Genomic DNA, 25,633 nt, shown 5'->3' with positions numbered 1-25,633 from the left:
ACCTTCGCCAATTGCCGGGCATAGTGTCGCCGGTGGCAAGGGCATGGGTTCAGCCAAGGATGAGACCAACCAACAGAACGGTAAGAATAAAGGACAACACGACGGCAAGTAGCCCGCATGCTTCCAAAGTGTTGGTTTGCCAAGCTTTCGTCGGGCGCCTCCGGTTTGAATTCCCGTTTCGCGAAACAAACTTCATCGGGCACCAGATCGGACGCGGAGCCGGCTTGAATTTGGCAAAGCGCTCCTCTTCATCGGCCCGGAAGGCATCTCCGCGAAACTCCGGAGCACCGTATGCGCGGCGCCGGCCTGCCTTTCATCGACGCGAGCAATCACCAATACGACACCCTCAGCGATCTTCGGCTTGCGCGGCTTCTGGGCAAAATTGGCAAAAGTTCCGAGAAGCACGCCGGCAAAGCCGCCCCAAGCCGCACCGACCAGGGCCATGCCGGTCATCCCCGCAGGATCAACGTCTTGAGCTCCAAAAGCGCTGAAGCCGGCCAACAGACCAGCCGTCGCGCCAAGTGCGGCACCAGCGACGGCACCTCGCCAGAGAGCGCTCATCTCATCGTCGTAATATCCAGCAACGCTGATCGGTTCATCATTGTCATTGTAAGATCCGACCACGCTGATTTGCCGGCGACGAATCCCGGCAGCCTGAAGCCTCGCAACGGCACGTGCTGCCTGGGCATGGGAATTGAACAGCCTGCTGATCGTTTGCATTTACGCCCAGGCCCGCCGCCCGTTCGGAGCGTCGGGCCTCTCCTCCCCTGGCTTGAACTCTTCCGCCCGGACGCATCTTCGTCGCGCCAAAGCTCACCACAACGTGAGCCAGCCGGCTACGTTCCCAGCCGGGGCTTCGGTCCAATCCTGGAGTATCTTGCTTGGGACCTAAGTCTGACCTGCTTGAATGCAACGGGCAGTGAGGCCACGCCGAGAGGGAGCCGTTGCTGAATCGAAGAGGTCGAGGAGAGGGCTAAGGCCTATCGCAGACCCAAAAAGCTCAAAATGGCTATTACGATCACGATCGCGCCGACCAGCCAGATAATGTTGTTCATGATTGCACTCCTTCGCCTCCGGGTGGGGTGCACGCCGAGGCGAAGCCCGCCACGCAAGTAGAACATCAGATATGGCTAAAGGTTCCTCGCTCGCCTCGCTGTCGAAAGAGCCCACCGCACCAGTCGGCACGGCGGGCGACGCAGAGTTTCACCCCGGTGGTGGGCAGCAAACGGCATTGCATCCAAAGGCTCAGCTGATGCTTCTGGACCAGTTATCAACCTGGCGCTCCGCCTCTTCCTTGGCGATGCCATATCGCTCCTGGATGCGTCCCAAAAGCTGGTCTCGGTTGCCCTCGATGCGATCAAGATCATCGTCGGTGAGGTCACCCCACTGCTCTTTCGCCTTGCCTTTGAACTGCGTCCATTTTCCCTTGATTTGATCCCAGTTCATATGTTCCTCCTTGCTTCCTAGGCCCGCACTAAAGCGGAGCGCGGACCGATCAGCATTGCATGTCGGTGACGAATGAAGATTAGCGGCCGCTAAAAGTTCCGGTGCCGGCGCAAAAAGCCCGCCGTGCCCGTGCCTGACTGTGAGCTGATGTTGATGATGTCCGGAGCTTGATGCTCTTTCGCGGCACTATCTTATGCCGTTGAAGTCGCCGAGCTTCTTGCTGGTTGGCCTTGGCTGGCAAGCCTCGAAAGGCTACCCGGCAGCATTGTTCTGTCCTTGCCGATCATCAGCACGCCGCTGTCGGGCGCCAACAGTGCCGAGAACGGCAGCATCGCCGCGCCGATCGGCGAAGCCTCGGGGCCGAATTGTCCCGACACGATTTCCGGCGCCACGATGCCGATGGCGCTGATCCTGTTGAACTGGGTCTGCACCTTTGCCAACAGCTCGAGATGAATCGGCCGCGGCAGGATGCTGTCGAGAACGATCGCCTCGATGTCGATGACGGAGGTGATGGCGATGATCGCCTCGACCAGCGCATTGGCGCAATCGTCGATCCATTCGGACAGCGGCTCGCGCGCCCCCGGCGGCAAGGGATCGAGTTCGCGCACACGGTTGATCTCGATGCCGCGCGATTTGAGATGATTGACCAGCACATAGATCGAAGCGCGATGCAGCAGGCTCTGGTAGCGCGCCGGCTTGGCCGCCACCGAATCGAGGCTTGAAGGCGAGACCGGCAAAGGACCGAGCGCGGCGCTGTTGCCGTGCGGCCCGGTATGGACCTTGCCGCCTTGCACCAGTCCGCCGCCGACAAAGGTGTCGATCGAGATATGCATGAAGTCGCGGAACCGCGCGCCGGTCCCCTGGATGAGTTCGGCGAGTGCGGCCGATGATGCGTCGTTTTCCACGAAGACCGGGGTCTTCGGCTTTGTGGCGAAGAACGTCGTCAGATCGATTGCTTCCCAGCGGCTGCCGAGATCGTCGGGAAAGCCGAGCTCTTCGCTCCAGCCGCCGAGGAAATATGGCGAGGCGATGCCGACGCCGACGATGCTGGCATCGCCAAGCCCCTCGACCAGCTTGTCGAAATTGGCCAGCGACATGTTGCCGGCCTTGAGCACCATGTCGGGATCCGGAAAGCGATATTCGTGCGACTCGCGCGAGCGGACCTCGCCGGCAAAGTCGACGAGCACGGCTTCCAGCGCGCGCCGGCCGATCTTGATGCCGACGCTGTAGATACGCTCAGGTGCAAGTCGGTAGAGAGTGGATGGCGATCCGCGTTGCCCGAACCTTTTCCCCACTTGCTTTACGAATCCGGACGATTCCAGCCCGTCGACAATGGTGGCGACCGCGGCCGGCGTCAGATTTGCGGCGCGCGCCAGATCGGACTTGGATGCCTCCTTCAGGCGGCGAATGGCATCAAGCACGAAGCGCTCGTTATAATGCCGAACCTTGACCGAATTGCTGCCTTTTCCGGACAAAACCGGCGCCTCCCCATTCATTCCCGCAGAGCCACTCCAGCCGCTTGCAGCTTTGAGGCTGCCGCGGGGTCGAGCACTCCAATCGCACCCGTGCGCGACGCGACAGTGCCCTTCGCGGCCATGGAAGTCAATTTTCCAGTTGCGGCATTCGGCCATTTAATATAGCAAATTGAAAAAACAGGACCAGGGAGGAAAGGTGCTGCACTTGGGCGCATTAGGCGAAGCCGACGCCATGGTGAAGAGCGACGCGGCTGTCCCCGTTGCCCTGGTTCAGGCGACAAAAGCCTTCGGCGGCACGATTGCCCTCAAGGACGCGTCCTTCGAATTGCGCTCAGGCGAGGTGCTGGCTCTGCTTGGCGAAAACGGCGCCGGCAAGAGCACCTGCGTAAAGCTGCTGGCCGGCGTGTATCTCCCGACCGGCGGCCAAGAACGGGCTGACGCTGGTGCGCGTCGACCCGCTGTGGCTGCAGGGCGTCTACGGCCTGGTTATCCTGGTGGCCATCGGCATCGACACCTTCATCGTGCGGCGTGCCGAGCAGGCAAGACAGGCGAGGGCGCGGTGAAAAAGTTCCTCCGTTCGATCGACTTCTGGGATCTGCTGCTGGCGACCTCTTGCGTGGCCATCTTCCTCTATGCCGCGATCTTCGTGCCGAATTTCGTTTCCGGCTTCAATCTCTCGCAACTGGCCGCCAGCGCCTCGGAAAAGGCATTGCTGATCCTGCCGATGACGCTGCTCATCATCACCCGCGAGATCGACCTGTCGATCGCCTCGGTGCTGGCGCTGACCTCCGTCGTCTTTGGCTTGCTGGTCCAGGCCGGTGTGCCGACGCTTGCCGCAATCCCGCTGACGCTCGTCATCGGCGGCCTGCTCGGCGCCTTCAACGGCTATCTGGTCTCGGGCCTTGGACTGCAGTCGTTGGTTGTGACGCTCGGCACCATGGCGCTCTACCGAGGCATTGGCTACATCCTGCTCGGCACCGGCTCGGTCAACATCCTGCCGCCCGCGCTCGTCGATTTCGGCATCAACAACCTGCCTGGCACCGAGATACCGTGGACCATCGTGCCCTTCTCTGGTGCTGGCGCCGGTGTTTGCGGTCGTGCTGCAGAAGACGCCGACCGGCAAGCGCATCTACGCGCTCGGCGGCAGCCCCGAAGTGGCGCGCTATTCCGGCATAAACACGCGCCGGATGGTGCTGAACCTGTTCGTCGTCTCGGGCGTCGTCGCGGCGATAGCCGGCATCGTTTATACCGCGCGCCTTTCCAACGCCCGCGCCAACAATGCGCTCGGCATGGAGCTCGACGTCATCACCATCGTGCTGCTCGGCGGCGTCAGCGTCTTTGGCGGCAAGGGCCGCCTGACCGGCGTCATGCTGGCACTGGTCCTGATCGCCATCATCCGCAACGTGCTGGCGCTGAACCAGATCGGTGGCGACGCGCAGGGCATGATCATCGGCCTGCTTCTGATCGGCTCGCTGCTGGTCGGCAATTACTGGCGCTCCACACAGGAGATGCTCAGCAGATCCCGCGCAATGCGCGAGACAAAGGGGTGATCTCGGGCCCCTTCCTTCAAGCCCGAATTTTGACGGAGGAGTCACAATGAAAGCGTTTAGATTAGCCCTGCTCGCATCCGCGGTTCTGCTTGCGCCAAGCTCGCTGGCCTTCAGCCAGGAGTGCGCCAAGGAACCCGTAACGGTCGGTTTCCTGCCCAAGCTCGACACGGATCCCTACTTCAAAGTGGCCTTCGGAGGCGCACAAGAGGCAGCCAAGGAAATTGGCGGCACCGCTACGCAGGTCGCCCCATCGCAGGCGACCGCCGAGGCGCAGATCGAATTCATCAACAGCCTCGTGTCGCAGAAGGTCGGAGTCATCGCAATTGCCGGCAACGACGCCAATGCCGTCGCGCCTGCGCTGAAGCGCGCCGTTCAGCAGGGGGTCAGGGTGATTTCGTATGACTCCGATGTGGCCGCCGATGCGCGTGCGGTGTTCGTCAATCAGGTGAAGGGCGACAGCCTCGCCGAGATGATGCTCGAAAGTGCATTCGCCCTCAGCGGCGGTGAAGGCGAATTCGCGATCCTGTCGTCGACGCCGACGGCGACCAACCAGAATGCCTGGATCGACTTCATGAAGGCGAAGATGGCGGCCGAGCCGAAGTTCTCCAAAATGAAGCTGGTGCAGGTGGCCTATGGCGAAGAAAGCGAACAGATCAACCAGCAGCAGGCATTGGCGCTGGTGCAGGCGTTTCCCGATCTCAAGGTGATCATCGTCCCGGCAGGCATCGGCCTTCCGGCGGCCGCGCGTGCACTCGAGGAAGCGGGCATGATCGGCAAGGTCAAGCTGACCGGGCTCGCGCCGGCCACTCTGATCTCGAAATACATCAAGGACGAAGCGGCTCAGGATATCTGGTGGAACGTCACCGATCTTGGCTATCTTACTTATCAGACGGCCCAGGCGTTTGCGCAATGCAAGATCACCGGCAAGGAGGGTGAGAAGTTCACGGCAGGCAGGCTCGGCGAATACACGATTGGCGCCGGCGGCGAACTGATCCTTGGTCCGGCCAAGATCGTGACTCCCGAAAATCTGGCCGAGTTCAAATTCTGATCCTATAGAGCTTGAGTTCTAGGGGGCGCCGGTCCATCCGGCGCCCTTCCTAAAAACCTCTCGAATGAAAACAGTGCGGGGCGGCAATGAAGATATTGCTTGCAGGCGAAACCTTTGCAGCGACGACCTCGGTTGCCATCGGCAGCGACGTGCTTACAAGTGCGGCCTCGACAAATGGTGCGACGGCCTTCAATGCCGCGCTGGCCACTGAAGGCATCGCGGTCACGCAGATCGGCGGCGAGCGTTGCAGCGCGGCGTTTCCCTATGACCTCGATGGGCTCGCCCAATATCAGGCGGTGGTGATCTCCGACGTCGGCGCCCTGACATTGCTGGTGACGCCGGATGCCCGCGCCGGGCGTGTCGGCGTCAACCGCCTCGATGTGCTCAAGGCCTATGTCGAAGGTGGCGGCGGGCTGATGCTGGCCGGCGGTTACATGGGCTTTCAGGGCATGTTCGGGACGGCGCGTTTCCACGACACCCCGGTCGAGGACGTTCTGCCGGTCCGTTGCCTACCCTACTGCGACGGCATGGAGGTGCCGCAAGGCGTGCAGGCCTCCATCCTGCAGTCGTCACATCCGATTTTTTCCGGGGTGGAGGGGCCTTTGCCGCCGATTCTCGGCATGAACAAGCTGGAATTCAGGCGCGACGGTTCGTCCCGGCTTCTGGCGACCTGCCACCATCGCGGCACCGACTGGCCGCTCCTTGCCGTCGGTAGCCATGGCCGCGGCCGCACGATTGCCTGGGCAACCGATATCGGCCCGCATTGGCTCTCGCAGGATTTCCTCGGATGGCCGTTCTACGGAAGACTGATGGCGAACATGGTCGGTTGGCTCGCCGGCGATGGATGAGAAAGCTGGTTTGACCAGTGCGGCTGCCCAATCCTCCAACGAAAGACCAGGCTATCAAGCATGCGTTGAATCAGGACGGCAGTGGCTGATAAACCGAAACCCCGATGTATCGATCGTATGAGCCACGATCTTTCTCAGGAAGCTTGTCTCGGGTTACACGTAATGTGAATCCCCCCTGCAAGTGCCCCGCGTCGAGAACCATCCAATCGAAAATATCATCGCCTTCAAACGAAAGTCGCTGTCCGACTTGATGCCATTTCTGAAGCTCGGGTGGCACCTCGAAAAACGCACCTGAAAATAGCCGCTCCTCAGCATGATAATGCACAGCGGCAAGCCAAAGGAAAACAAAGTGGTCCTCCCGAAGACGTACGGACTCGTCGGGATCGCGAAACCGAAGCTTCGCGGAACAGAAGGCATCTGCATTTCCCTCGATATGTTCGACAAATGTCGGCACACTCGCAAGCGCGCGATCGTAAGCTGCTAGGAAGGCGGGGTCTGTCTGCGAGATAGCCGCGAAGAGTGGCTCATTCCGCGGTTCGTCGAATTCACCGTTCGATTGAGATTTTTCGCTCATAAAAGACCTCTTGGACTAACCTTGCGAAGTCCGCGCGCTTCTTCCTGGTGTGGGGAGACGGCGCTCGCGAAGCGGTGTCGCACTACCAGCCAAAGAGTCCTATCACGCTACCGACCAACCGCCATCCACCAATTATTTTCGCGCCAGTGATCAGTGACGCCGGCGGCGAGGCGAGGAACACCACGGTGCCCGCGACGTCGATCGGGTCGCCGATGCGGCCGAGCGGAATGTGGCCAGCACATGCAGGCGAGTGCGCAGGCGCGGCCGCTGCCGCGCGAGGCCCCGGTGACCAGCACCACCTTGCCGGCGAGGTCGAATTTCGGCGTGAACTCATTTGTCATGCGATTCCACCTTGTTCTTCAAATCGGACCGGCTGCCGTGTCGAACCGAATAGGCTCGCGTGAATTCGGCGCCCAGCAGAAATATCTCGGCCGAATAATAGACCCATAACAGCACGACGAGCAGGGCGCCGGCCGCGCCGTATGACGATGAGATGGCGCTGGTTCCGATATACCAGCCAATCAGCGACTTGCCGATGGTGAACAGAAACCCGGTGACCACGGCGCCGATGCCGACATCGCGCCATTGCAGGCTGCGGTCCGGCAGCACCTTGTAGATTGCGGCAAACAGCAGCGTGATCAGGGCAAACGAGACGATCCCGTTGATGGCGCTCAGGATGATGGTGCCGAACGGCAGGTAGGCGTTGATGACTTCTCCGAGCGCCGAAATTGCAGCGCTTACGACCAGCGACACCAGGAGCAGAAAACCGAGGGCGGCGACCAGGCCCAGGCTTGCAATGCGTGCCCGAACCATTCGTGAAATCGTTGCCCCGGTCGGTTTGACTTTCCAGATTTCGTTCAACCCCAGCTGCATCTCGCCGAACACGCCGGATGCGGCGACGAACAGCGTGACCAGCCCCAGAATGCTGGCGAGGGTTCCGGCTTCCTTCTGCGAGGCGTTTTCGATCGTAGCTCGCAGCAGCTCGGCACTTTGCGGCCCCATCAGGCCAGCGATCTGTGCCGAAAGGGCGAGTTGCGCCGCCTCGTGCCCGAAGGCCATGCCGGCAATAGCGACAACGATGAGCAGGATCGGCGCAAGCGAGGTCGTGGCATAAAACGCTATCGCCGCCCCATGGCTCAGCGCATTGTCGTCGATGAAGCCGATGACGCTCTGCTTGAGGAGCCTCCAGCCCTCTGCTGCCAAATTCCACATGTAGGCCTCGCATGCCTGTCAACAAACAAGTAGCGGCGGCGCAGCGCTGGGCGAGGGGTGGGGGCTCGGCCGGAACAAAGCCGGCAACGGCACGCCGTACAAGGCGATCGCCTATAAAGGCGGCGTGCAGCGAACATCCTGCGAAAGGTGCCGCTCGACTGGCCGGGGACGTGCTCACGATGCAATCAGGGGAACTGTGACAGTTGTCTGATAATGTATCGGATATCGGTTGAAATACGGGAACTCGATCACGAACGCATATTGGGCGGTCAGATGTGCCATGCGAAAGCCGCCGCTGGCGACGTCGATTGCTATTGTTACGTCGACGTCTTTCAATCCCAAATCCAGTAATTTTTCCGTGGCAATGGCTTGGATCTGGGCCTGAGTCAGCGAGTTCTTCATTTGCAGCGCACGTGACGACGTTTCCAGCATGTACCGAACACTCGACATAGCGTTCAGAGCCCAGCCGAATGCAAAGATGCCGATCAAAAGCATTATCAGAAAAGGCGCGATCAGCGCGAACTCTAATGCAGCTCCGCCTGATGCATCCCCCGTGAAAGCTCTCGACTTAGCGGACACGAATCACCTGTTGATGACTGAGTTCGCGCGAGAGGGAAAACGCGCCAAAACTGAAGGGCGGTGACCAGGTGGCTGTCGCCTGTATTACGAGGAAGACCGAGGGGGCTTTCAAAGTGTCGCACAGGACCGATGGATCGGCCACGATGTTCCCGCACATGTATTTCCGGCTCACTGCCACCTGCGCGCCATCAGGATGGTTTTCCCAGCTCGAAAGAGCGACAGCTTGGATGGTCGTATCCTCGACTGCTCCTTGCATCACGAGGTTCGCCGCGGTTTTGACGCCTGCACGCATCGACAATGCGCTCGAGACAAAAGACCAGCCGTCGATGATGCCAAGAAGTACCAGGCAAAGGATGGGCAGAACCAGCGCAAACTCTACCGCGGCAACACCCGAATCACTCCGGAACATCCGGACTTGTAGCCGATCCACGAAAACTACTCGACAAGCTGAACGGTTTGCGTGGCCGGAATGTCTCGCATTCCAAGGCTCGTGCAATCCTGAATGATGTTTGCGTTGCCGGACCATTGCACGGTACTTGCGACGACCTGCGTGCAACCACCTTTGCCCGAGAAATTGCCGAGATAATTGACGCCCTGTGTTGGAAAATACAGAGCGCCGGTCAATAGCGAATCCGCCGTGCCATTAAACGTGTTGGATCCCGCCAGGTTGGCTCTGTCGCCATAGAACAGCACACCTGAATAGGTGCCCGACGTCGGTGCGCTGAGCTTGACGGTCGCCGTGCCGTTCATGCTAACGCCGGAGGTATCGGCCAGATAAATGACGACACCCTCGCCGGAAATATTTGCATTCGAGCTCGCTTTGAAATCGCCTCCCTCAATGACGTATATCCCGGGCGAGAGGGTTACATTGCCGCTCAAGCTGAGCCCCTTGCAGTATGTTCCAGGTTGCAAGGTTGACTGATTGCCGTTTTGACAAGGGTTCGTGGCCGGCGGCGCCGGCAGGTCGGCAAAAGGATCAGCAGCGGGCAGCGCCTGAGTTATCAGGCTGGCGCAAACGGTCTTCACGACGTTGCTCAACGAAACACCGCCTGCCGATATCAGGCAATCGACATCAAGGCTTGCCGATCCCTGAAGTTTGATGGCGTCCGGAGCTATCGAATTCGACATGACGGAGCAGCCTGTCAGTTTTGTGGTCGAACTGCCGGAAAAGAGCGCCGCTTTCGAAGCGGAAGGATCGACCGTCAAAATGCAGGCTTTTGAAGCATCCGTAATAAGAGCCACCGCCCTTGCTTGTGCGCCAACTGCGTTTTGCGTGAATATCGACGTAAAGAACCGATCGAGGTTCTGATGAACGACTACCTCAACCGCCTTTTTTCCGACATTTGGACCGGCTGACGGAGGCGAGAAGACCTCTATTGTACCTGCTGACGGTCCCCAGCCGTTCGTGGTCGCTGACGCTGTCGCTGCGGAGACAATCTTTGGCGTGTCGGATCCCGAAACCTTTTCCAAAGCGCCAGCATAGGCCGCCGCATCCGCCACCGCTTGTAGCTTCAGGCTGCTGTAATACCAATAGGAAGTCTCGATACCAAGGCCCGCACCGCCGACGACAATCGGCAAAGACAGAGCAAAAATAGTAGCAACGTTGCCGCTCTCGCCGATCGGTCGCATAGCGCGGAAAAAACACCTAAAAATGCGGGCACGCCAGTCCATTTCCCTATTAAAGCAGGATTGCATAAAAGAATGACTAAGAATTTCCGTACATTTCTTGGCTGCGATCCATCCGGGCTTAACGGCCCGTTCCGCCGCTTCAACGCGGGCCTTTGGCGCCACAGGACCCTCGTTAGTCCTTCGGCCGGGAGCATGTCTTCATAGGAACAATTCTGGTTTCCGGGGTCATGCGCAAGAAAAGACCGCCGCGGCCGGTTTCGATTGGCAATGGGTTGCCGTTCCCTGCTATTCCCGCTTCAAATCAAAAAGCAGTGGACGTTCCAGTATGACCAATGTCGCCTTGACCGGGCTTGCCCGCGATCTTGCCAAGCGCGCCGCGGAAGGCCGCCCGGTGCGCATCGGCGTTATCGGTTCGGGCGAGATGGGCACCGACCTGGTGACGCAAGGCATGCTGATGCCGGGCATTTCGGTTTGCGCGATCTCGACGCGCCGTCCGCATACGGCGCGTGACGCCATCCGCATCGCCTATGGTGATGAGGCGATGGCGGCCGAAGCGGACAGCGCTTCGAAGGTCGGCCAGGCGATCGAAAGCGGCAAGATCGCCATCACCTCGAACGAGATGCTGGTCACCAATCCGCTCATCGATGTCGTCATCGACGCCACCGGCAAGCCCGGCGTCGCCGCCGATTTCGACCTGATGGCGATGCAGCACGGCAAGCATCTGGTGATGATGAATGTCGAGGCCGACGTCACCATCGGCTGCTATCTGAAGCAGCAGGCCGACCGGCTCGGCGTCGTCTATTCGGTCGGTGCCGGCGACGAGCCGTCGAGCTGCATGGAGCTGATCGAGTTCGCCTCGGCGCTCGGCTACACCATCGTCTCCGCCGGCAAGGGCAAGAACAACCCGCTCAACCACGACGCCGTTCCCGACGACTACCGCGAGGAGGCGCTGCGCCGCAACATGAATCCGCGCATGCTGGTCGAGTTCGTCGACGGCTCGAAAACCATGGTCGAGATGTGCGCCATTGCCAACGCCACCGGGCTGGTGCCCGACGTTCCCGGCATGCACGGCCCCAAGGCCGATCGCGACGAGCTGGTCAAGGTGCTGATCCCGCGCGAGCAGGGCGGCATCCTGTCGAAGAAGGGCGTCGTCGACTACACCGTCGGCAAGGGGGTGGCGCCCGGTGTCTTCGTCATCGTCGAGGCGACGCATCCGCGCATCATCGAGCGCATGGACGATCTGCATATCGGCCACGGCCCTTATTACAGCTTCTTCAGGCCCTACCATCTGACCTCGCTGGAAGTGCCGCTGACGGCCGCTCGCATCGCGCTTTACGGCAAGCCCGACATGGTGCCGCTGCCGCGGCCGGTGGCCGAGGTCTGCGCCGTGGCCAAGCGCGATCTGGCGGCAGGCGAGGTTTTCGATGCGATCGGCGAGACCTGCTACCGCTCCTGGACCATGACCGTCGAACAGGCCCGCGCCCATCGCGCCGTGCCGGTCGGTCTGCTCGAAGGCGGCAAGGTGCTGAAACCGGTGAGGAAAGGCGAATTGCTCACCGCCGACAATGCCGCGCCCGACCCGACGACCAGGCTGTTCGCCTTGCGCCGGCTGCAGGACGAGATGCTGTATGGGAATCTTGGTGATGGCTGAGGTCCGTGAATCCGAGTTGAAGCGGGAAAATGGACGCCCTTCTCTGGCAGAGCGGCTCGCGGCCATTGCCGATGATCTCAAAGCCAAAGCCGGCAAAGACGGGCGGCCCGTGAACAAGGACGAGATCGACGACTTGTGGGGACATCGCTGATATCTGTCGACATTCTAGGCTATCGCGATTTTGATGTCGGCAGGACAGTGGAGGGCGCGAAGGAACGCCGCGTAACGGCTTTTCTACCGGTTGCTATTGCCGAAAGGAACGGTCGGCCATCACCGCCGACCGGCTCCCCCAGAAGCCCTACTTCCCCAGCTCGATAGACCGCAGCCGCGCCGCTTCCACCGCCTCGGTGAGCAGGCGCGTCAGCCGGTCCTCGCCCATCAGTACTGCAAGGGCCGCAGCCGTGGTGCCGTTGGGGCTGGTCACCTGCTGTCTGAGCACGCCCGGCTCCTCGCCGCTTTCGGCGGCCAGCGAGGCGGCGCCGTAGACCGTCTGCATGGCCAAGAGCTTGGCAGTCCCGGTCGGCAGGCCGGCCTTCTCGGCGGCCACGGTCAGCGCTTCGATGAAATGGAAGATATACGCCGGCCCCGACCCGGAAACCGCCGTCACCGCATCCATCAGGGCTTCGTCGTCGATATCGGCCACTTGCCCGCCCGCCGAAAGCAGGTCGGCGACGAAGCGTTTAGTCTCGTCGGAAACCAGCCTGTTGGAAAACACCACCATCATGCCCTTGCCGATCGCCGCCGGCGTGTTGGGCATGCAGCGCACGATCGGCGCGCGGTCGCCGAGAATACCTTCAAACGTGGCCACCGGCGCTCCGGCGGCGATGCTGAGGAAGGTGGTCCGGCCATCGTTGAAGCGGATGTAACCAGCCGTCACGTCGCGGATCACCTGCGGCTTCACCGCAATGACGACGACGGTCGGCACGGCGTCCGCCGGGATGGCGCCGGCATCCGCGGCAGCAGCGCAGCCCAGTGCTTCGGCACGCTTGCGCAACTCGGCATTGGGCTCGACCACGAACACCGCAGCCGGAGCGAGCTTGCCGGCTTTCAGCCAGCCCGAGAGCATGGCATAGCCCATATTGCCGCAACCGGCGAGAACAAGCCTGATCGTCATCGAAAGCCTCCCATAGAGATGGCTTCCCCATAGACGTTCGCGGCAGGGCGGGGAAGCCCTGTTGGGACCGTGATCAGGCGGAAACCCCGACCTTGCGGTTGGATGCGCATGTAGTCGCGCAGCCGCGCGGCGACCAAATTAACCTTTTATTTCCTATGCCTGTTTAGCATCGCCTAACCAGTGGCGGTCGCTAGGTCCCAGCCCGAGGGGAAGGCTCCAGAAACCATGGCTTATAGGAAAAATCGTGAACACTGGAGGAACGAGCAGTCCTTGCTGTCGCTCGTCGAGGCGGTGCGCGGCGAGGACGAAGCATCGCTGGTTTTGCTAGAGGACCGCGCAGGCCCGTCATGGCGCGAGGATGCCGCCACACGCCATCGTCTTGCCCGCTCGCGCCGCGAAGCGTGTGCCAGTCCGATCCTGTTGGCAGCCGCCGGCATAAGCCAGCCCGATCCTGATGAGCCAAAGGGCGGCACCATACTGATGGAAGAGGCTGCAGCTGCCGATGGGTTTTTCGACCCCGCTGGCTCCCATGGCGGCCCCGATGCCGGTTCCGCCGATCGCGCCGCGTACCGGGCAGCACCGCCTGCCGCTCCGTCGGTCGAGGTCGCGCGCACCAAACGTCCAGGCGCGATCGGTGCCGTGTTGTCGGCGCTGCGCCGGCTCGTGCCTGGCAGAGCGCCGGAGGAGATGGCGTCCGGTGAGACTTCCGCCGCGACAAATTCCACCGCAGCGATGCCGCCTGCGTTCCACCCGCAGCCGTTCTATGCCGGTCGGGCACCTTATCCGCAGCAACCCCCGCCGCCGCATTCGGCCCGTACTCAGGCCTGGTCGAGGAAGGCAAATCAGGCCTCGGAAGCCGCCGATCAGCAAAGCCAGATCGAGGAAATCCGCGCCAGCCTGCGCGAATTCCGCGAGGTCGTTCGCGAGCTCACCGAAAACCGCGCGCGCCGCCGCTATTTCTGAGCGTCGAATAAAACATGCCGGTTTCGAGTTAACGGCATGGGACGGCGCATTGACGGGATTGCCCGGCTCGATTTTCGTGAAAATGCCGCGCTGCATGTCCGCCCGCAGCGCATGGTTCTGGGCAACGGCCTGCATAAAAGATATCTGGAGCGCGCCGCATGGATGTTTTAACGCGGCAGGCTTGCGCGATAGGCGTCGAGGGTGGTTCATGGCTGAGTTGATTGACGGAAAAAGCGTCGCCGAAGACGTGGTGCGGCGGGTCAAGGCCCTGACCGCCGAACTGGCGGAAAAGGGCGGACGGCAGCCCGGTCTCGCCGTGGTCATCGTCGGCGAGGATCCGGCGAGCCAGGTCTATGTCGCCTCCAAATCCCGCACCGCCAAGGAATGCGGCTTCCATTCGGTTCAGCACACGCTGCCGGCCGAAACCTCCGAGCCGGACCTGTTGAAGATCATCGGCCAGCTCAACGCCGATCCGGCCATCAACGGCATCCTCGTGCAGCTTCCGCTTCCCGGCCATATCGATTCCGGCAAGATCATCCAGACCATCGCGCCGGAGAAGGATGTCGACGGCTTCCACTTCATCAATGTCGGCAAGCTCGGCACCGGCGAACTCGAGACCGCCTTCGTGCCTTGCACGCCGGCCGGCTCGATGCTGCTGATCGAACGCGTGCGCGGCAAGGACCTGTCCGGTCTCAATGCGGTCGTCGTCGGGCGTTCGAACATCGTCGGCAAACCGATGGCCAATCTTCTGCTTGCCGCCAACTGCACCGTCACCATCGCACACAGCCGGACCAGGGACCTGCCGGCGCTTGCCCGCACCGCCGATATTCTGGTCGCCGCCGTCGGCCGGTCTGAAATGGTCCGCGGCGACTGGGTCAAGCCTGGCGCCACCGTCATCGATGTCGGCATCAACCGCGTCGCCGCACCTGAAAAGGGCGAAGGCAAGACGCGCCTCGTCGGCGACGTCGCCTTTGCCGAAGCAGCGAAGGCGGCCGGCGCCATCACGCCGGTGCCTGGCGGCGTCGGACCGATGACCATTGCCATGCTGATGGCCAACACGCTAGCTTCCGCCTATCTCGCAGCCGGATTGAAACGGCCTTCCTTCTGACCAGAAAGCAGCGTCCTTGCCGAACCTCACTGTTCCCTTAGAACGGCCGGTCACCAATGATCCCGTTCAGGGCGGGCGGCAGTTCGGGTTTCTGTTGGTCGACAAGTTCTCCATGTTCTCGCTGGCCGCGGCAATCGACACGTTCCGGTCGGCGAACCGGCTGCTCGGCCGCGATTTCTATGGCTGGACTACGGTGTCGGCCGACGGCGACGCCGTCATGGCGTCCAACGGCCTGCCGCTCAAGATCGACTACGCGGTTGCCGATCTGCCGCCGGTCGATATCCTGTTCGTCTCGGTCGGGCTGACGACGGAATTTCCCGGCAAGAGCAAGGTGCTGGCAGCGCTGCGCAGTTGGGGCCGGCGCGGCAATGCGCTCGGCGCGCTTTCGGTCGGTTCCTATTTGCTTGCCGAAGCAGGCCAGCTCGATGGCTATCGCTGCACCATCCATTGGGAAAACCGCGCCGGCTTCCTCGAACGCTTTCCGGACATCAACTGCACCGGCAACGTCTTCGAGATCGACCGCAAGCGCTACACCTGCGCCGGCGGCACCACATCGATCGACCTGATGCTGGAGATCGTGCGCGGTGATTTCGGCTCGAGCCTCGCCAATGGCGTCGCCAACCAGTTCCAGCATGAGCGCATCCGCTCGGCCGGGGACCGCCAGCGCGTCGGCCCGGAACGCGACCTGACCGGCAAGTCGGAGAAGCTGCGCCGCATCGTCGAGCTGATGGCCGACCATCTCGACGAGCCGCTGTCGGCGGTGCAGCTCGCCAAGTCGGCGGGCCTGTCGGTGCGCCAGGTCGAGCGCCTGTTCCTGCGCCATCTCAGTGTGACGCCCGGGCGCTATTATATGCGGCTCAGGCTCGAGCGGGCGCGCGAATTGCTGCGCCAGACCAACATGCCGATCCTCGACGTGGCAATCGCCACCGGCTTCACCTCGCATTCCTATTTTGCCCAGAGCTACCGGCTGCAATTCGGCCGGCCGCCTTCCGAGGAACGCCGCACGGCCTATTGAGGGTTTGGCAGAGAGGCGACGCAGCTTCGTACTCCGTCCGGGCTTGTGTCGCGACCCGGCGTCAAATAGCTTTCCGGCGCCGAGCGGCGGCGACTGACGGGGGAGATTTTTGATGGCGGGATTTGTGCAGAGCGTCGCTGCGGCGGCCCTGTTGCTGCGGACGACGGGGTTCGGCTTCGCCGCCGATCGCGTCATCGTCATTCTCGATGCCTCCGGCTCGATGTGGGCGCAGATCGACGGCAAGCCCAAGCTCGAAATCGCCCGTCAATCACTGCGGAACGTGCTGCAATCGGTCCCGGCCGAGGAGGAAATAGGCTTCATGGCCTATGGCCATCGCGAGAAGGCCAGTTGCGACGACATCGAACTCATCGTGCCACCGCAGGCAGGCTCGGCAAGTGCGATCTCAGCCGCGGCCGACAGCTTGAAATTTCAGGGCAAGACGCCGCTGACCGCTGCGGTCAAGCAAGCGGCGGAAGCATTGAAATACACCGAGGACAAGGCGACGGTCGTTCTCATCACCGATGGCATCGAGACATGTAGCGGCGATCCCTGTGCGCTCGGCAAGGAACTGGAGGCTGCTGGCGTCGACTTCACCGTCAATGTCGTCGGCTTCGGCCTGACGGCGGCCGAGGGCAAGCAGGTCGGTTGCCTCGCCGACAATACCGGCGGCAAATATATCGAAGCGTCGGATGAAAACGCATTGCAGGACGCCCTCGTCGAGACCGTTGCGCCTCCGCCACCCGCCCCTGAACCGATTCCCGCCCCGCAGCCTGCTCCCCAGCCGGCGCCCGCCCAGCCGGCGGAGTCCAATTTCGTGCCCACCGTCGTGCTTGCCGAGGGTGGCGATCCCGTCACCGACGGCAACGCCTGGGAGATCTACAAGGCGAATTCCGACGGCACGCGCGGCGATCCCGTCACCACCGAATATGGCACCTACAAGGGCAATCTGGAGCCGGGCGACTATATCGTCGTCGCGCGTGCCGGCGAGGCCAGGGCCGAACAGAAGATCAAGATAGAGCCTGGCCAGGTCGCCAAACCGCACTTCAACCTGAATGCCGGCACGCTGGTCATCCACCCGCGGCCAAGCGAAGGAGCGGACGTTGATGACGGCGCGGCTGTCGTAATCGGCTATCCCGGCGTCGACACCCCGCCGACCTATTACGGTGACACGAAAGTCGTGCTGCCGGCCGGTGACCAGAAGGTGACGGTCACGATCGGCCAGGGCATGGTTATCGAGACGATCCCGCTTGCCGCCGGCAGGGTCATCGACAAGGACATCATCGTCGGCGTCGGGAGTATCGTCGCCAACGCCTATTATGCTGCCGGCGGCGACAAGGCCGAGGGTTCGGGCGTCGGCTTCAAAGTGCTCCAGGCGAAAAAGAACGTCGACGGAACCAGGCAGGAGGTGACTTATGCCTACGGTCCGGACAGCAAGTTCGATCTGCCGCCCGACGATTATGTAATGGTCGCGACGGTCGACCTTGCGGTGGCCGAGCAGCCGTTCAGCGTCAAGGTTGGCGACCATCAGGATCTGAAGATCGCGATGAACGCCGGCATGCTGACGATAACCGCGCCAGGGGCCTCGAAGATCGAGATATTCGAGGCCAGGAAGGCCATCGACGGAACCCGCAAGTCGGTCGGCTACGCCTACGACCAGAAGTATCAAGCCACCCTGTCGGCCGGCGGCTACGCGGTGGTTTCGGAGAAATCGGACAACAGCTCGAGGGAAGGCACGGTAACGGTCAGGGCCGGCGCGCGAGCCGAGCTGACCGTTCAGTAGATCTAAGGGAGAGCGGCCACCAGCCGCTCTTCCATGGTCGAAAAGTCATGCCGTACCGAAGGCGCTGGCGCCATGGTCGGCGCGTCCCACCAACTGCCGGAACCCGGCGAAAAGCTCGCGGCCGAAGCCGAATTCATTGCCTATGAGGTCGCTGTCCGCGGGGCGGCGCAGTGCGAAATCGCCGGCTGGCACCAGTACCTCCAGCGTCCCGGCCTCGGCGTCGAGCCTGATGATATCGCCGTCATGGATCCTGGCGATAGGCCCGTCCTCCGCCGCTTCCGGCGTCACGTGGATCGCCGCTGGCACCTTGCCTGAAGCGCCCGACATGCGGCCGTCGGTGACCAACGCCACATGCTGGCCGCGGTCCTGCAGGATGCCGAGCACGGTGGTCAGCCTGTGCAATTCCGGCATGCCGTTGGCCTTCGGTCCCTGGAACCGAATGACGGCGATGAAGTCGCCGGTCAGCGACCCCGCCTTGAACGCCTCGTTCAGGCCTTGCTGGCTGTCGAACACCTTGGCCGGCGCCTCGATGACGCGCCGCTCCGGCTTGACCGCCGATGTCTTGATGACGGCGTGGCCGAGATTGCCCGAAAGCACTTTCAGACCGCCGCTCGGCTGGAACGCCTTCTTGAACGGCGCCAGCACCTTCTCGTCCCCGCTCTCGCGCGGCGAAGCCTCGCGCACGACGCCGCCGTCCGCACCGAGCTTGGCCTCGACCGCGTAGGGGCGCAGCCCTTCGCCCCACACCGTCTGCACATCCTCGTGCAGGATGCCTGCGTCGAGCAGTTCGCGGATCAGGAAGCCGAGCCCGCCGGCGGCGTGGAAGTGGTTCACATCGGCAAGGCCGTTCGGATAGACTCGCGCCAGCAGCGGCACGGCTTCCGAGATGTCGGAAATATCCTGCCAGGTAGTGGCGATGCCGGCCGCCGCTGCCATGGCGATCAGGTGGATGGTGTGGTTGGTCGAACCGCCGGTGGCGTGCAGGCCGACGATGCCGTTGACGATCGAGCGCTCGTCGATCATCCGTCCGACCGGCGTGTAGGCGTTGCCGAGCGCGGTGATCGCCAGCGCCCGCTTCGTCGCTTCCCTGGTCAGCGCGTCGCGCAGCGGCGTGCCGGGATTGACGAAGGAAGCGCCAGGCGTGTGCAGGCCCATGATCTCCATCAGCATCTGGTTGGAATTGGCGGTACCGTAGAAAGTGCAGGTTCCCGGCCCGTGATAGGATTTTGATTCGGCTTCGAGCAGTTCGGCCCGCCCGGCCTTGCCCTCGGCATAGAGCTGGCGGATCTTGGCCTTTTCGTCGTTCGGAATGCCGGTCGTCATGGGCCCGGCCGGGATGAAGACCGCCGGCAGATGGCCGAAGGTCAGCGCCGCGATCACCAGCCCGGGCACGATTTTGTCGCAGACGCCGAGATAGACGGCGGCATCGAACATGTTGTGCGACAGGCCGATTGCCGCGGCCATGGCGATCACGTCGCGCGAGAACAGCGACAGCTCCATTCCGGGCTGGCCCTGGGTGACGCCGTCACACATCGCCGGCACGCCGCCGGCCACCTGGGCGATGCCGCCGGCCTCGCGCGCCGCATCCTTGATCAGCGCCGGAAACGTCTCGAAAGGCTGATGTGCCGACAGCATATCGTTATAGGAGGTGATAATGCCGAGATTCGGCACCCGGTCCCCGCCAAGCGCTACCTTTTCGGAAGGGCTGCAGACGGCAAAGCCATGGGCCAGGTTGCCGCAGGACAGCACGGCCCGGTTGGCGGTGCGGTTCGAGGCTTCGGCGATGCGGCCGAGATAGGCCTCGCGACCGGGCTTGGAGCGCTCACGGATGCGCTGGGTGATGGCTTCGATATCGCGTCTTGCGGTCATGGCGGTCGGTCCTTTCAGGCGAGGTCCCGCAAACACCTTCCGGCTATTGCCGGGACCTGCAGCCAAGTTGAGATCAGGGTGCCCAGAAAACCTCTACGGGCTTTTGAGTGGCATCGAGCACGGCGCGAATGGGCTTTCGTGCTCCAGTTCCAAGCGCGGCCTCGAATGCGGTGCGTTTTTCCGCGCCCTCGATATGCAGCGCGATGAAGGCGGCATTGATGATCCGCGCCAGTGATAGCGTCAGCCGTGGCTCGCCGGCGCTTGCCGCGTGAACCGGAAGCACGATCTTTTGCGACGACGGATCGAGCAATCTTGCCAGGTTGTCGGCATCCGGAAAGAACGAGGCGGTGTGGCCATCAGTTCCCATGCCGAGCACAACAACGTCGAGTGGCCAGGGCAGCACTTGCAGCGCCTCACTGTCGGAGACCGCTGCACCCTCGATCGTTGCCGCGGCGTGGTAGAGCGGCACGAAATTCGCGGCGGCGGCCGCGTTCTGCAGCAGGTTGGCGGCAACCAGGCCGGCATTGGAGCGCGGCGATGAGGGCGGCACGAAGCGCTCGTCGACCAATGTTATCGTCACCTTTTCCCAGGCGATCGGAACGGTCGAAAGCGCCGCGAAGAATTTCGCCGGCGTCGTGCCGCCCGAGACCGCAAGCAGCGCCATGCCGCGCTCGGCGATCGCCTTTGAGAGACGGCCGGCGACGTGGCCGGCAAGCGCTGTCGCCAACTCCTGGCGTCCGGCAAATTCGTGCCAGTTGTAGGCGCCGCCTAATTGCTCTCGTGCCATGTCCGCCCGTCGCGTTCGATCAGCGCAATCGAGGCCGAGGGGCCCCATGTGCCGGCGGTGTAGCCTTGCGCCTCTTGCCTGCCGCTTTCCCAGGCGTCCTGGATCGGGTCGATCCATTTCCACGCCGCCTCGACCTCGTCGCGGCGCATGAACAGCGTCTGGTTGCCACGGATGACGTCCATGATCAGCCGCTCATAGGCATCGGGGGCGCGGCCGTCGAAGGATTGCGCAAAACTCATGTCGAGCGGAATCTGGCGCAGCCGCATGCCGCCCGGCCCCGGATCCTTGATCATGATGAACTGCTTGACGCCCTCGTCGGGCTGCAGCCTGATGACCAGCTGGTTGGCGGAGATCGGCCCGGCGCTCTCGCCGAAGATCGAATGCGGGATCGGCTTGAATTCGATGACGATCTCCGAAACGCGCGTCGCCAGCCGCTTGCCGGTCCGGAGATAGAACGGCACGCCCGCCCAGCGCCAGTTGCCGATCTCGGCTTTGAGCGCAACGAAAGTCTCGGTGTTGCTGTACTTGCCGAGCTCCTCGACATAGCCTTTCACCGGCCCGCCGGCCGAGGCGCCGGCACGGTATTGTCCGCGCACCGTGTGCTTCGGCGCTTCGTTGCCGTTGATGCGCTTCAGCGCCCGCAGCACCTTCAGCTTTTCGTCACGGACGGCATCGGCGTCCATCGACGACGGCGCCTCCATGGCGACGAGGCAGAGCAGTTGCAGCATGTGGTTCTGCACCATGTCGCGCAATGCGCCGGCCTTGTCGTAATAAGTGACGCGGTCTTCCAGGCCGACTGTCTCGGCCACGGTGATCTGCACATGATCGACATTGGCGGAATTCCAAAGCGGCTCGTAGAGCGCGTTGGCAAAGCGCAGCGCCATCAAATTCTGGACCGTCTCCTTGCCGAGATAGTGATCGATGCGGAAAATCTGGCTTTCATGGAAGTCGTCGCCGACCAGGTCGTTGAGCGCGCGCGCCGAAGCTAGATCGCGGCCGATCGGCTTTTCCAGCACGATGCGCGAATTCGGCGTGATCAGCCCGTGCTCCTTCAGCTTGTGCGAGATGTCGCCGAACAGTGCCGGCGCCACCGCCAGATAGAAAGCGCGGATGTGTTCGCTGTCGCCGATCGCCTTCTTCAGCCTGTCGAAGCCGGCACCTGTGGTTGCATCTGCCGGGACATAGGAAAGCCGTGCGAGGAACGTCTTCAGTTCCGTGGCGTCGATATCTTCCGGCTTCACGTGGTCGGCAATCGCCTGCCTGGCGAAAGACTGGAACTCCTCGTCTGTCATCTTCGAACGCGATGTGCCGATGATGCGCGTCGGCTCGGAAAACTGGTGGTCGCGCTGGCGGTAGTATAGCGACGGCAGAAGCTTGCGTTCCGACAGGTCGCCGGTGCCGCCGAAAATGATGAAGTCGAAAGGGTCGACGGGAATGATCTGGCTGGTCATGGTCTGTCCGCTGTGACGCCGGTCGCGATAACGCGGCTGATATAATCTAATCGATTTAAACTTGCCAGTGCCATTGCGTCACATCCGCGTGTGCTCTTGACACCGGCGCTGGCCGGAGGCTTGTCGGCAAGCGATGCTTCCGGGGGCGTTCGCAGTTGCAGCATAGAGCCGGATGGCAGCGAAAGCCAAAGGAGAAATCGTCGATGGACGCACATCTTTCGATGGCCATCGCCAAACGCGTTTTCGATCGTCTTCAACGATGAGTGAGAAAAGCATGCGCCTGCAAAACAAAGTCGCCATCATCACTGGCGCTGCCTCGGGTTTTGGCGAGGGCATGGCCAGGCGCTTTGCCGAGGAGGGCGCGCGGGTAGTCGTCGCCGATCTGAACGCCAAGGGCGCAGAGCGCGTTGCCGGCGAGATCGGCGAAAAGGCGATCTGGACCCAGACCGACGTTTCGCTGCGGTCCGAATTCGACGACATGGTCCATGCCGCAATGAGCGCCTTCGGCCGCATCGACATCATGGTCAACAATGCCGGTTACACCCATCGCAACGGTGACATGCTGGAAGTCGACGAAGCGACCTTCGACCTGATCACATCAGTCAACATGAAGGCGATCTACCACGCAGCGCTTGCAGTGGTGCCGGTCATGGAACGGCAAGCCGGTGGCGTCATCCTGACGACGGCCTCCACGGCCGGTATCAGACCGCGGCCCGGCCTCACCTGGTACAATGCATCGAAGGGCTGGGCGATCACCGCGACCAAATCGATGGCGGTGGAACTCGCGCCGAAGAACATCCGCGTCAACTGCCTCTGCCCAGTTGCTGGTGAGACCGGCATGCTCGCGAAATTCATGGGCGCCGACACACCCGAGATCCGCGAGAAGTTCCGCGCGTCGATCCCGCTCGGCCGGCTTTCGACGCCGCTCGACATAGCCAATGCCGCGCTTTGGCTCGCTTCGGACGAGGCGGCTTTCATCACCGGCGTGGCGCTGGAAGTCGACGGCGGGCGTTGTATTTGAACGGTCCGGTTATCCGGCGGAGGACCGGCTGATGGCGAGCGACCCGCAATCGCTCTGCCGGCCCTACGCCCCGGTTTTGACGTAGCTCTTGTAGATCCAGCCGCGCTTGCCGTTGTAGACGATCTGGCACCATTGCTTGCAGCTCATCACTTGCACCGATGTCTTGGCCGGCACGGTGAGAATGGCGGCCGCATTCTTTTTTGGGCCGGTGCGCATGGTGACGGATCTCAGGATGCGTCCGGTACCGGCAGTATTGGCTCTTCCGGATTTTGCCTTGGTGCTGTTGTCGTCTTCGCTCGCGGTCTGCGTCGGCAGTTGCGGCTTGGGCGTGGGGATGGCGGCGGTCTGCGCGCCATCGGGTCCGCTGTTTTTCGTCGAGCTGCCGGGAGCCGCGACCTTGGCAAACAATGCCGCAGCGTCGGGTTTTGCTGCCGGGTCGGCGAATGCCACCGAAGCAGACGATTTATCGGCCGCCTGCTCGGTCTGGCTTGCCAGCTGGTCGGATGCTGCCGTGGCGGCGGCCGATGCCGTCTTTGGCCCCGTCCAGCGCGGATCGTTGGGAGCCAGCGCTGGTATCTCGGCTTCCGCTGCGGCCACCGCTGGGGAAACCGCATCTGCCTTGCCCGTCGTCCGCGGCGCCGCAGCAACCTTGGCAGGCATGATCTTCGTCGTCTTGACCGGGATGGTCGGAACGATCTGCTCAGGACTTGCGGCCGCTTGTCGCTCATTTGCCGGCAATGCCAGCCACAGTGCCACCGCGGCAACGCCGAGCAGTGCGGCCGTGCCAAGCGCGGCTATCACCAGATGCGCGTTCGACCGGACCCCGTGCCAGAACGTCGGCCGCATATCGTAACCGAATTGCATCGCAAGGCGCCGTCGTTCCGGCGCGCCGAAACTGAAGGGCTCTCTCACACTTGCCACCTCCATTTGCGGGCCGATGTTCTTACGACCCATGCCGGAGAGCCGGCATTTCGATCGGCATCGGTCCCAAACCAAAAGCGGGCAGGCCCGCAAAAATTCCCCGTTCAGCTGCCCACGAGCATCATCTTTCGCCCGCGATTGTGGCATCACTGCGCCCTTGGCGGGGATTCTGCGCCCTGGTTAAGGATTCTGCAACGTCTGGTTAAATCCTGTCCCGCAACGCGTACCAGTTGAGCGCAAGAAAGAGCAGTGGCGCGCGCAAACGCCGGCCGCCGGGGAAGGGTGGAATTTTCAGGTCCTCGATCAGCTTCAGCCGGTCGCGGTTGCCGGCGACCGTCTCGGCATAAAGCTTGCCGAAAAAGTTCGACAGCATGACGCCGTGGCCGGAATAACCGCCGATCGAGGTCACATTGGGCATCACTTCGCGCACGAACGGCTTTCTCGGCACGGTGATGCCGACATAGCCGCCCCAGCCATGCGTGATCTCGACGTCCTTCAGTGCCGGATAGATTTCGGCGATCTGCCGGCGGATGTGGATGTGGATGTCCTTGGGATCATTGACCGCATAGATCTCGCGCCCGCCAAACAGCAGCCGCCCGTCCTTCGATTTGCGGAAATAGCGCACGACGAAGCGCGAATCATCGACCGCCTCGCCACCCGGCAACACTTTGGAATCGGCTCCCAGCGGCACCGTCGCGCCGATGAAGGAGCCGATCGGCATAATATGCGCGGCACTCACCGGTTCGAGCGTGCCGCCATAGGCATTGACCCCGATCAGGCATTTAGCGGCGGCGATCGTGCCCTTCGGCGTCACAACCCTCACCTTGCCGCCGCCGGAGGTGATGCCGGTCGACGGCGTCTGCTCGAATAGCTTTGCGCCGGCCTCTGCCGCCACCTTTGCGGTGCCGATGACCAGTTTCAGCGGATGGATGTGGCCGGTGCCGGTGTCGCGGGTGCCGCCGAAATAATGCGTCGAGCCCAGCCGCTCGGCTGTCTCCGCGGCATCCATGAATGAGATGTGCGGATAGCCGAATCGGCTCGCCATGATGTCGGCATGCGCCTTGTAGTCGTCGACATAGCGCTTCTTGTGCGCCACCGACATCTGGCCGGGCATATAGTCGATCTCGATCTGGTGCATCGCGGCAAAGTCGAGCAGATGCGCCTTGGCCTCTTCGGCCAGGTCGAACAGCGCCTTGGCGCGGGAAAAGCCGTATTCCGCTTCCAGTTCCTCTGCCCAGGCCCGTTGTCCGGTGCCGAGCTGGCCACCATTGCGGCCCGATGCGCCGTCACCGAAACGATGCGTTTCGATAAGCACGACATCCGCGCCTGTCTTGGCGAGATGAGCCGCCGCCGACAGACCGGTAAAGCCGCCGCCGACAGTCACGACATCGCATGTCCGGTCGCCGTCGAGCGCCGGATATTCGGGCCTTGGCCCGGCCGTGTCTTCGTACCAGGAGCGGCCGGGGGAGATTGGGGATTGGTAAGTCATGATGCTCGGCTAGGGCAGTAGGGCAGTAGGGCAGTAGGGCTCTATGACAGTGGGGGAGTGGGGAAGATACACCGTTCGAACGATCTGACTATCGGGCTTACAT

At 62.4% G+C, this 25,633-nt stretch carries 25 protein-coding genes and 3 pseudogenes; 14 read left to right on the top strand and 14 right to left on the bottom strand.

Annotated features, from left to right (window positions below):
* Positions 1-291: 291 nt before the first annotated feature.
* Positions 292-951, top strand: coding sequence for a hypothetical protein (locus NKI25_RS30585; protein ID WP_353000217.1), 660 nt, complete (start codon positions 292-294; stop codon positions 949-951).
* 294 nt (positions 952-1,245) lie between these two features.
* Here NKI25_RS30585 and NKI25_RS30580 read toward each other — a convergent pair whose 3' ends face one another.
* Positions 1,246-1,446, bottom strand: a complete 201-nt coding sequence (locus tag NKI25_RS30580; protein ID WP_023719429.1) for a CsbD family protein — start codon at positions 1,444-1,446, stop codon at positions 1,246-1,248.
* Positions 1,447-1,637: 191 nt separating this feature from the next.
* Positions 1,638-2,921 carry an ROK family transcriptional regulator gene (locus tag NKI25_RS30575; RefSeq protein WP_352577521.1) on the bottom strand — a complete coding sequence of 428 codons (1,284 nt, stop codon included), beginning with the start codon at positions 2,919-2,921 and terminating at the stop codon, positions 1,638-1,640.
* Between the two features lie 232 nt (positions 2,922-3,153).
* Here NKI25_RS30575 and NKI25_RS30570 point away from each other — a divergent pair.
* The 5 genes and pseudogenes from NKI25_RS30570 to NKI25_RS30550 form a co-directional block, all read left to right on the top strand.
* Positions 3,154-3,339, top strand: a pseudogene (locus NKI25_RS30570) (ATP-binding cassette domain-containing protein); the annotation flags it as partial.
* Positions 3,340-3,645: 306 nt separating this feature from the next.
* Positions 3,646-3,843: pseudogene (locus tag NKI25_RS30565) on the top strand (ABC transporter permease subunit); the annotation flags it as partial.
* 163 nt (positions 3,844-4,006) lie between these two features.
* The gene (locus NKI25_RS30560) at positions 4,007-4,471 is read left to right on the top strand and encodes an ABC transporter permease (protein WP_353000215.1); all 465 of its coding nucleotides are present in this window, start codon (positions 4,007-4,009) and stop codon (positions 4,469-4,471) included.
* 46 nt (positions 4,472-4,517) lie between these two features.
* Entirely contained in the window at positions 4,518-5,519 is a 1,002-nt protein-coding gene (locus NKI25_RS30555) for a rhamnose ABC transporter substrate-binding protein (protein WP_023677420.1), read from the top strand.
* 86 nt (positions 5,520-5,605) lie between these two features.
* Entirely contained in the window at positions 5,606-6,367 is a 762-nt protein-coding gene (locus NKI25_RS30550; RefSeq protein ID WP_023677421.1) for a glutamine amidotransferase, read from the top strand.
* A gap of 70 nt (positions 6,368-6,437) precedes the next feature.
* On the opposite strand, the gene NKI25_RS30545 is transcribed toward NKI25_RS30550, so the two are convergent.
* From NKI25_RS30545 to NKI25_RS30520, 6 genes and pseudogenes are all read right to left on the bottom strand, one after another.
* Positions 6,438-6,941 carry a DUF2314 domain-containing protein gene (locus tag NKI25_RS30545; protein WP_352577524.1) on the bottom strand — a complete coding sequence of 168 codons (504 nt, stop codon included), beginning with the start codon at positions 6,939-6,941 and terminating at the stop codon, positions 6,438-6,440.
* Between the two features lie 102 nt (positions 6,942-7,043).
* Positions 7,044-7,185 (bottom strand): annotated as a pseudogene (locus NKI25_RS30540) (SDR family oxidoreductase); the annotation flags it as partial.
* An 86-nt stretch (positions 7,186-7,271) separates the two neighbouring features.
* Complete coding sequence (locus NKI25_RS30535; RefSeq protein WP_352571644.1) at positions 7,272-8,153, bottom strand: YihY/virulence factor BrkB family protein; 882 nt, start codon at positions 8,151-8,153, stop codon at positions 7,272-7,274.
* A gap of 174 nt (positions 8,154-8,327) precedes the next feature.
* Positions 8,328-8,732 (bottom strand): TadE/TadG family type IV pilus assembly protein, encoded by a 405-nt coding sequence (locus tag NKI25_RS30530; protein WP_353000213.1) that lies wholly within the window; start codon positions 8,730-8,732, stop codon positions 8,328-8,330.
* Positions 8,722-9,141 (bottom strand): TadE/TadG family type IV pilus assembly protein, encoded by a 420-nt coding sequence (locus tag NKI25_RS30525; RefSeq protein ID WP_352571642.1) that lies wholly within the window; start codon positions 9,139-9,141, stop codon positions 8,722-8,724. Before NKI25_RS30525 ends, NKI25_RS30530 begins: the two co-directional genes overlap by 11 nt.
* Positions 9,142-9,167: 26 nt before the next feature.
* Positions 9,168-10,523: a pilus assembly protein TadG-related protein gene (locus NKI25_RS30520; protein WP_348625932.1), complete on the bottom strand. Its 1,356-nt coding sequence runs from the start codon at positions 10,521-10,523 to the stop codon at positions 9,168-9,170.
* A 163-nt stretch (positions 10,524-10,686) separates the two neighbouring features.
* Here NKI25_RS30520 and NKI25_RS30515 point away from each other — a divergent pair, with 163 nt between their 5' ends.
* Both NKI25_RS30515 and NKI25_RS30510 read left to right on the top strand, forming a co-directional pair.
* The gene (locus tag NKI25_RS30515; RefSeq protein ID WP_353000211.1) at positions 10,687-12,012 is read left to right on the top strand and encodes an NAD(P)H-dependent oxidoreductase; all 1,326 of its coding nucleotides are present in this window, start codon (positions 10,687-10,689) and stop codon (positions 12,010-12,012) included.
* Positions 12,005-12,163: a hypothetical protein gene (locus NKI25_RS30510; protein ID WP_352589246.1), complete on the top strand. Its 159-nt coding sequence runs from the start codon at positions 12,005-12,007 to the stop codon at positions 12,161-12,163. The genes NKI25_RS30515 and NKI25_RS30510 overlap by 8 nt, the downstream gene beginning before the upstream one ends.
* Before the next feature lie 147 nt (positions 12,164-12,310).
* Here the strand turns inward: NKI25_RS30510 and proC are convergent, their stop codons facing one another.
* On the bottom strand, positions 12,311-13,126 hold the full coding sequence (gene proC / locus NKI25_RS30505) for a pyrroline-5-carboxylate reductase (RefSeq protein WP_352589249.1): 816 nt from the start codon (positions 13,124-13,126) through the stop codon (positions 12,311-12,313).
* 225 nt (positions 13,127-13,351) lie between these two features.
* Between proC and NKI25_RS30500 the strand changes: the two genes are divergently transcribed.
* The 5 genes from NKI25_RS30500 to NKI25_RS30480 all read left to right on the top strand — a co-directional run bounded on the left by NKI25_RS30500 (position 13,352) and on the right by NKI25_RS30480 (position 17,992).
* Complete coding sequence (locus NKI25_RS30500; protein WP_352589252.1) at positions 13,352-14,089, top strand: hypothetical protein; 738 nt, start codon at positions 13,352-13,354, stop codon at positions 14,087-14,089.
* A 36-nt stretch (positions 14,090-14,125) separates the two neighbouring features.
* Positions 14,126-14,260, top strand: a complete 135-nt coding sequence (locus NKI25_RS30495; RefSeq protein WP_023677431.1) for a hypothetical protein — start codon at positions 14,126-14,128, stop codon at positions 14,258-14,260.
* Positions 14,261-14,297: 37 nt separating this feature from the next.
* Positions 14,298-15,197, top strand: a complete 900-nt coding sequence (gene folD, locus NKI25_RS30490) for a bifunctional methylenetetrahydrofolate dehydrogenase/methenyltetrahydrofolate cyclohydrolase FolD (RefSeq protein ID WP_023677432.1) — start codon at positions 14,298-14,300, stop codon at positions 15,195-15,197.
* A 16-nt stretch (positions 15,198-15,213) separates the two neighbouring features.
* Positions 15,214-16,212 (top strand): GlxA family transcriptional regulator, encoded by a 999-nt coding sequence (locus NKI25_RS30485; protein WP_023677433.1) that lies wholly within the window; start codon positions 15,214-15,216, stop codon positions 16,210-16,212.
* Between the two features lie 112 nt (positions 16,213-16,324).
* The gene (locus tag NKI25_RS30480) at positions 16,325-17,992 is read left to right on the top strand and encodes a vWA domain-containing protein (protein ID WP_353000210.1); all 1,668 of its coding nucleotides are present in this window, start codon (positions 16,325-16,327) and stop codon (positions 17,990-17,992) included.
* A 45-nt stretch (positions 17,993-18,037) separates the two neighbouring features.
* Here the strand turns inward: NKI25_RS30480 and edd are convergent, their stop codons facing one another.
* The 3 genes from edd to zwf form a co-directional block, all read right to left on the bottom strand.
* Entirely contained in the window at positions 18,038-19,861 is a 1,824-nt protein-coding gene (gene edd / locus NKI25_RS30475; protein ID WP_023677435.1) for a phosphogluconate dehydratase, read from the bottom strand.
* A gap of 73 nt (positions 19,862-19,934) precedes the next feature.
* Positions 19,935-20,648, bottom strand: a complete 714-nt coding sequence (pgl, locus tag NKI25_RS30470; protein WP_023677436.1) for a 6-phosphogluconolactonase — start codon at positions 20,646-20,648, stop codon at positions 19,935-19,937.
* A complete protein-coding gene (zwf, locus tag NKI25_RS30465; RefSeq protein WP_023677437.1) occupies positions 20,630-22,099 on the bottom strand; it encodes a glucose-6-phosphate dehydrogenase in 1,470 nt (489 codons plus the stop codon). The genes pgl and zwf overlap by 19 nt, the downstream gene beginning before the upstream one ends.
* 274 nt (positions 22,100-22,373) lie before the next feature.
* Between zwf and NKI25_RS30460 the strand changes: the two genes are divergently transcribed.
* The gene (locus NKI25_RS30460) at positions 22,374-23,120 is read left to right on the top strand and encodes an SDR family oxidoreductase (protein WP_352756661.1); all 747 of its coding nucleotides are present in this window, start codon (positions 22,374-22,376) and stop codon (positions 23,118-23,120) included.
* A 63-nt stretch (positions 23,121-23,183) separates the two neighbouring features.
* On the opposite strand, the gene NKI25_RS30455 is transcribed toward NKI25_RS30460, so the two are convergent.
* The gene (locus NKI25_RS30455) at positions 23,184-23,984 is read right to left on the bottom strand and encodes an SH3 domain-containing protein (protein WP_352756663.1); all 801 of its coding nucleotides are present in this window, start codon (positions 23,982-23,984) and stop codon (positions 23,184-23,186) included.
* A 259-nt stretch (positions 23,985-24,243) separates the two neighbouring features.
* Complete coding sequence (locus NKI25_RS30450; protein ID WP_353000208.1) at positions 24,244-25,530, bottom strand: NAD(P)/FAD-dependent oxidoreductase; 1,287 nt, start codon at positions 25,528-25,530, stop codon at positions 24,244-24,246.
* Between the last annotated feature and the right edge of the window lie 103 nt (positions 25,531-25,633).

Origin of the sequence: Mesorhizobium sp. M0808 (assembly GCF_040320025.1) — a bacterium.
GTDB lineage: Bacteria > Pseudomonadota > Alphaproteobacteria > Rhizobiales > Rhizobiaceae > Mesorhizobium.
Note: the sequence above shows the minus strand (reverse complement) of the source record. Positions and strands in the feature narration are given on the sequence as shown.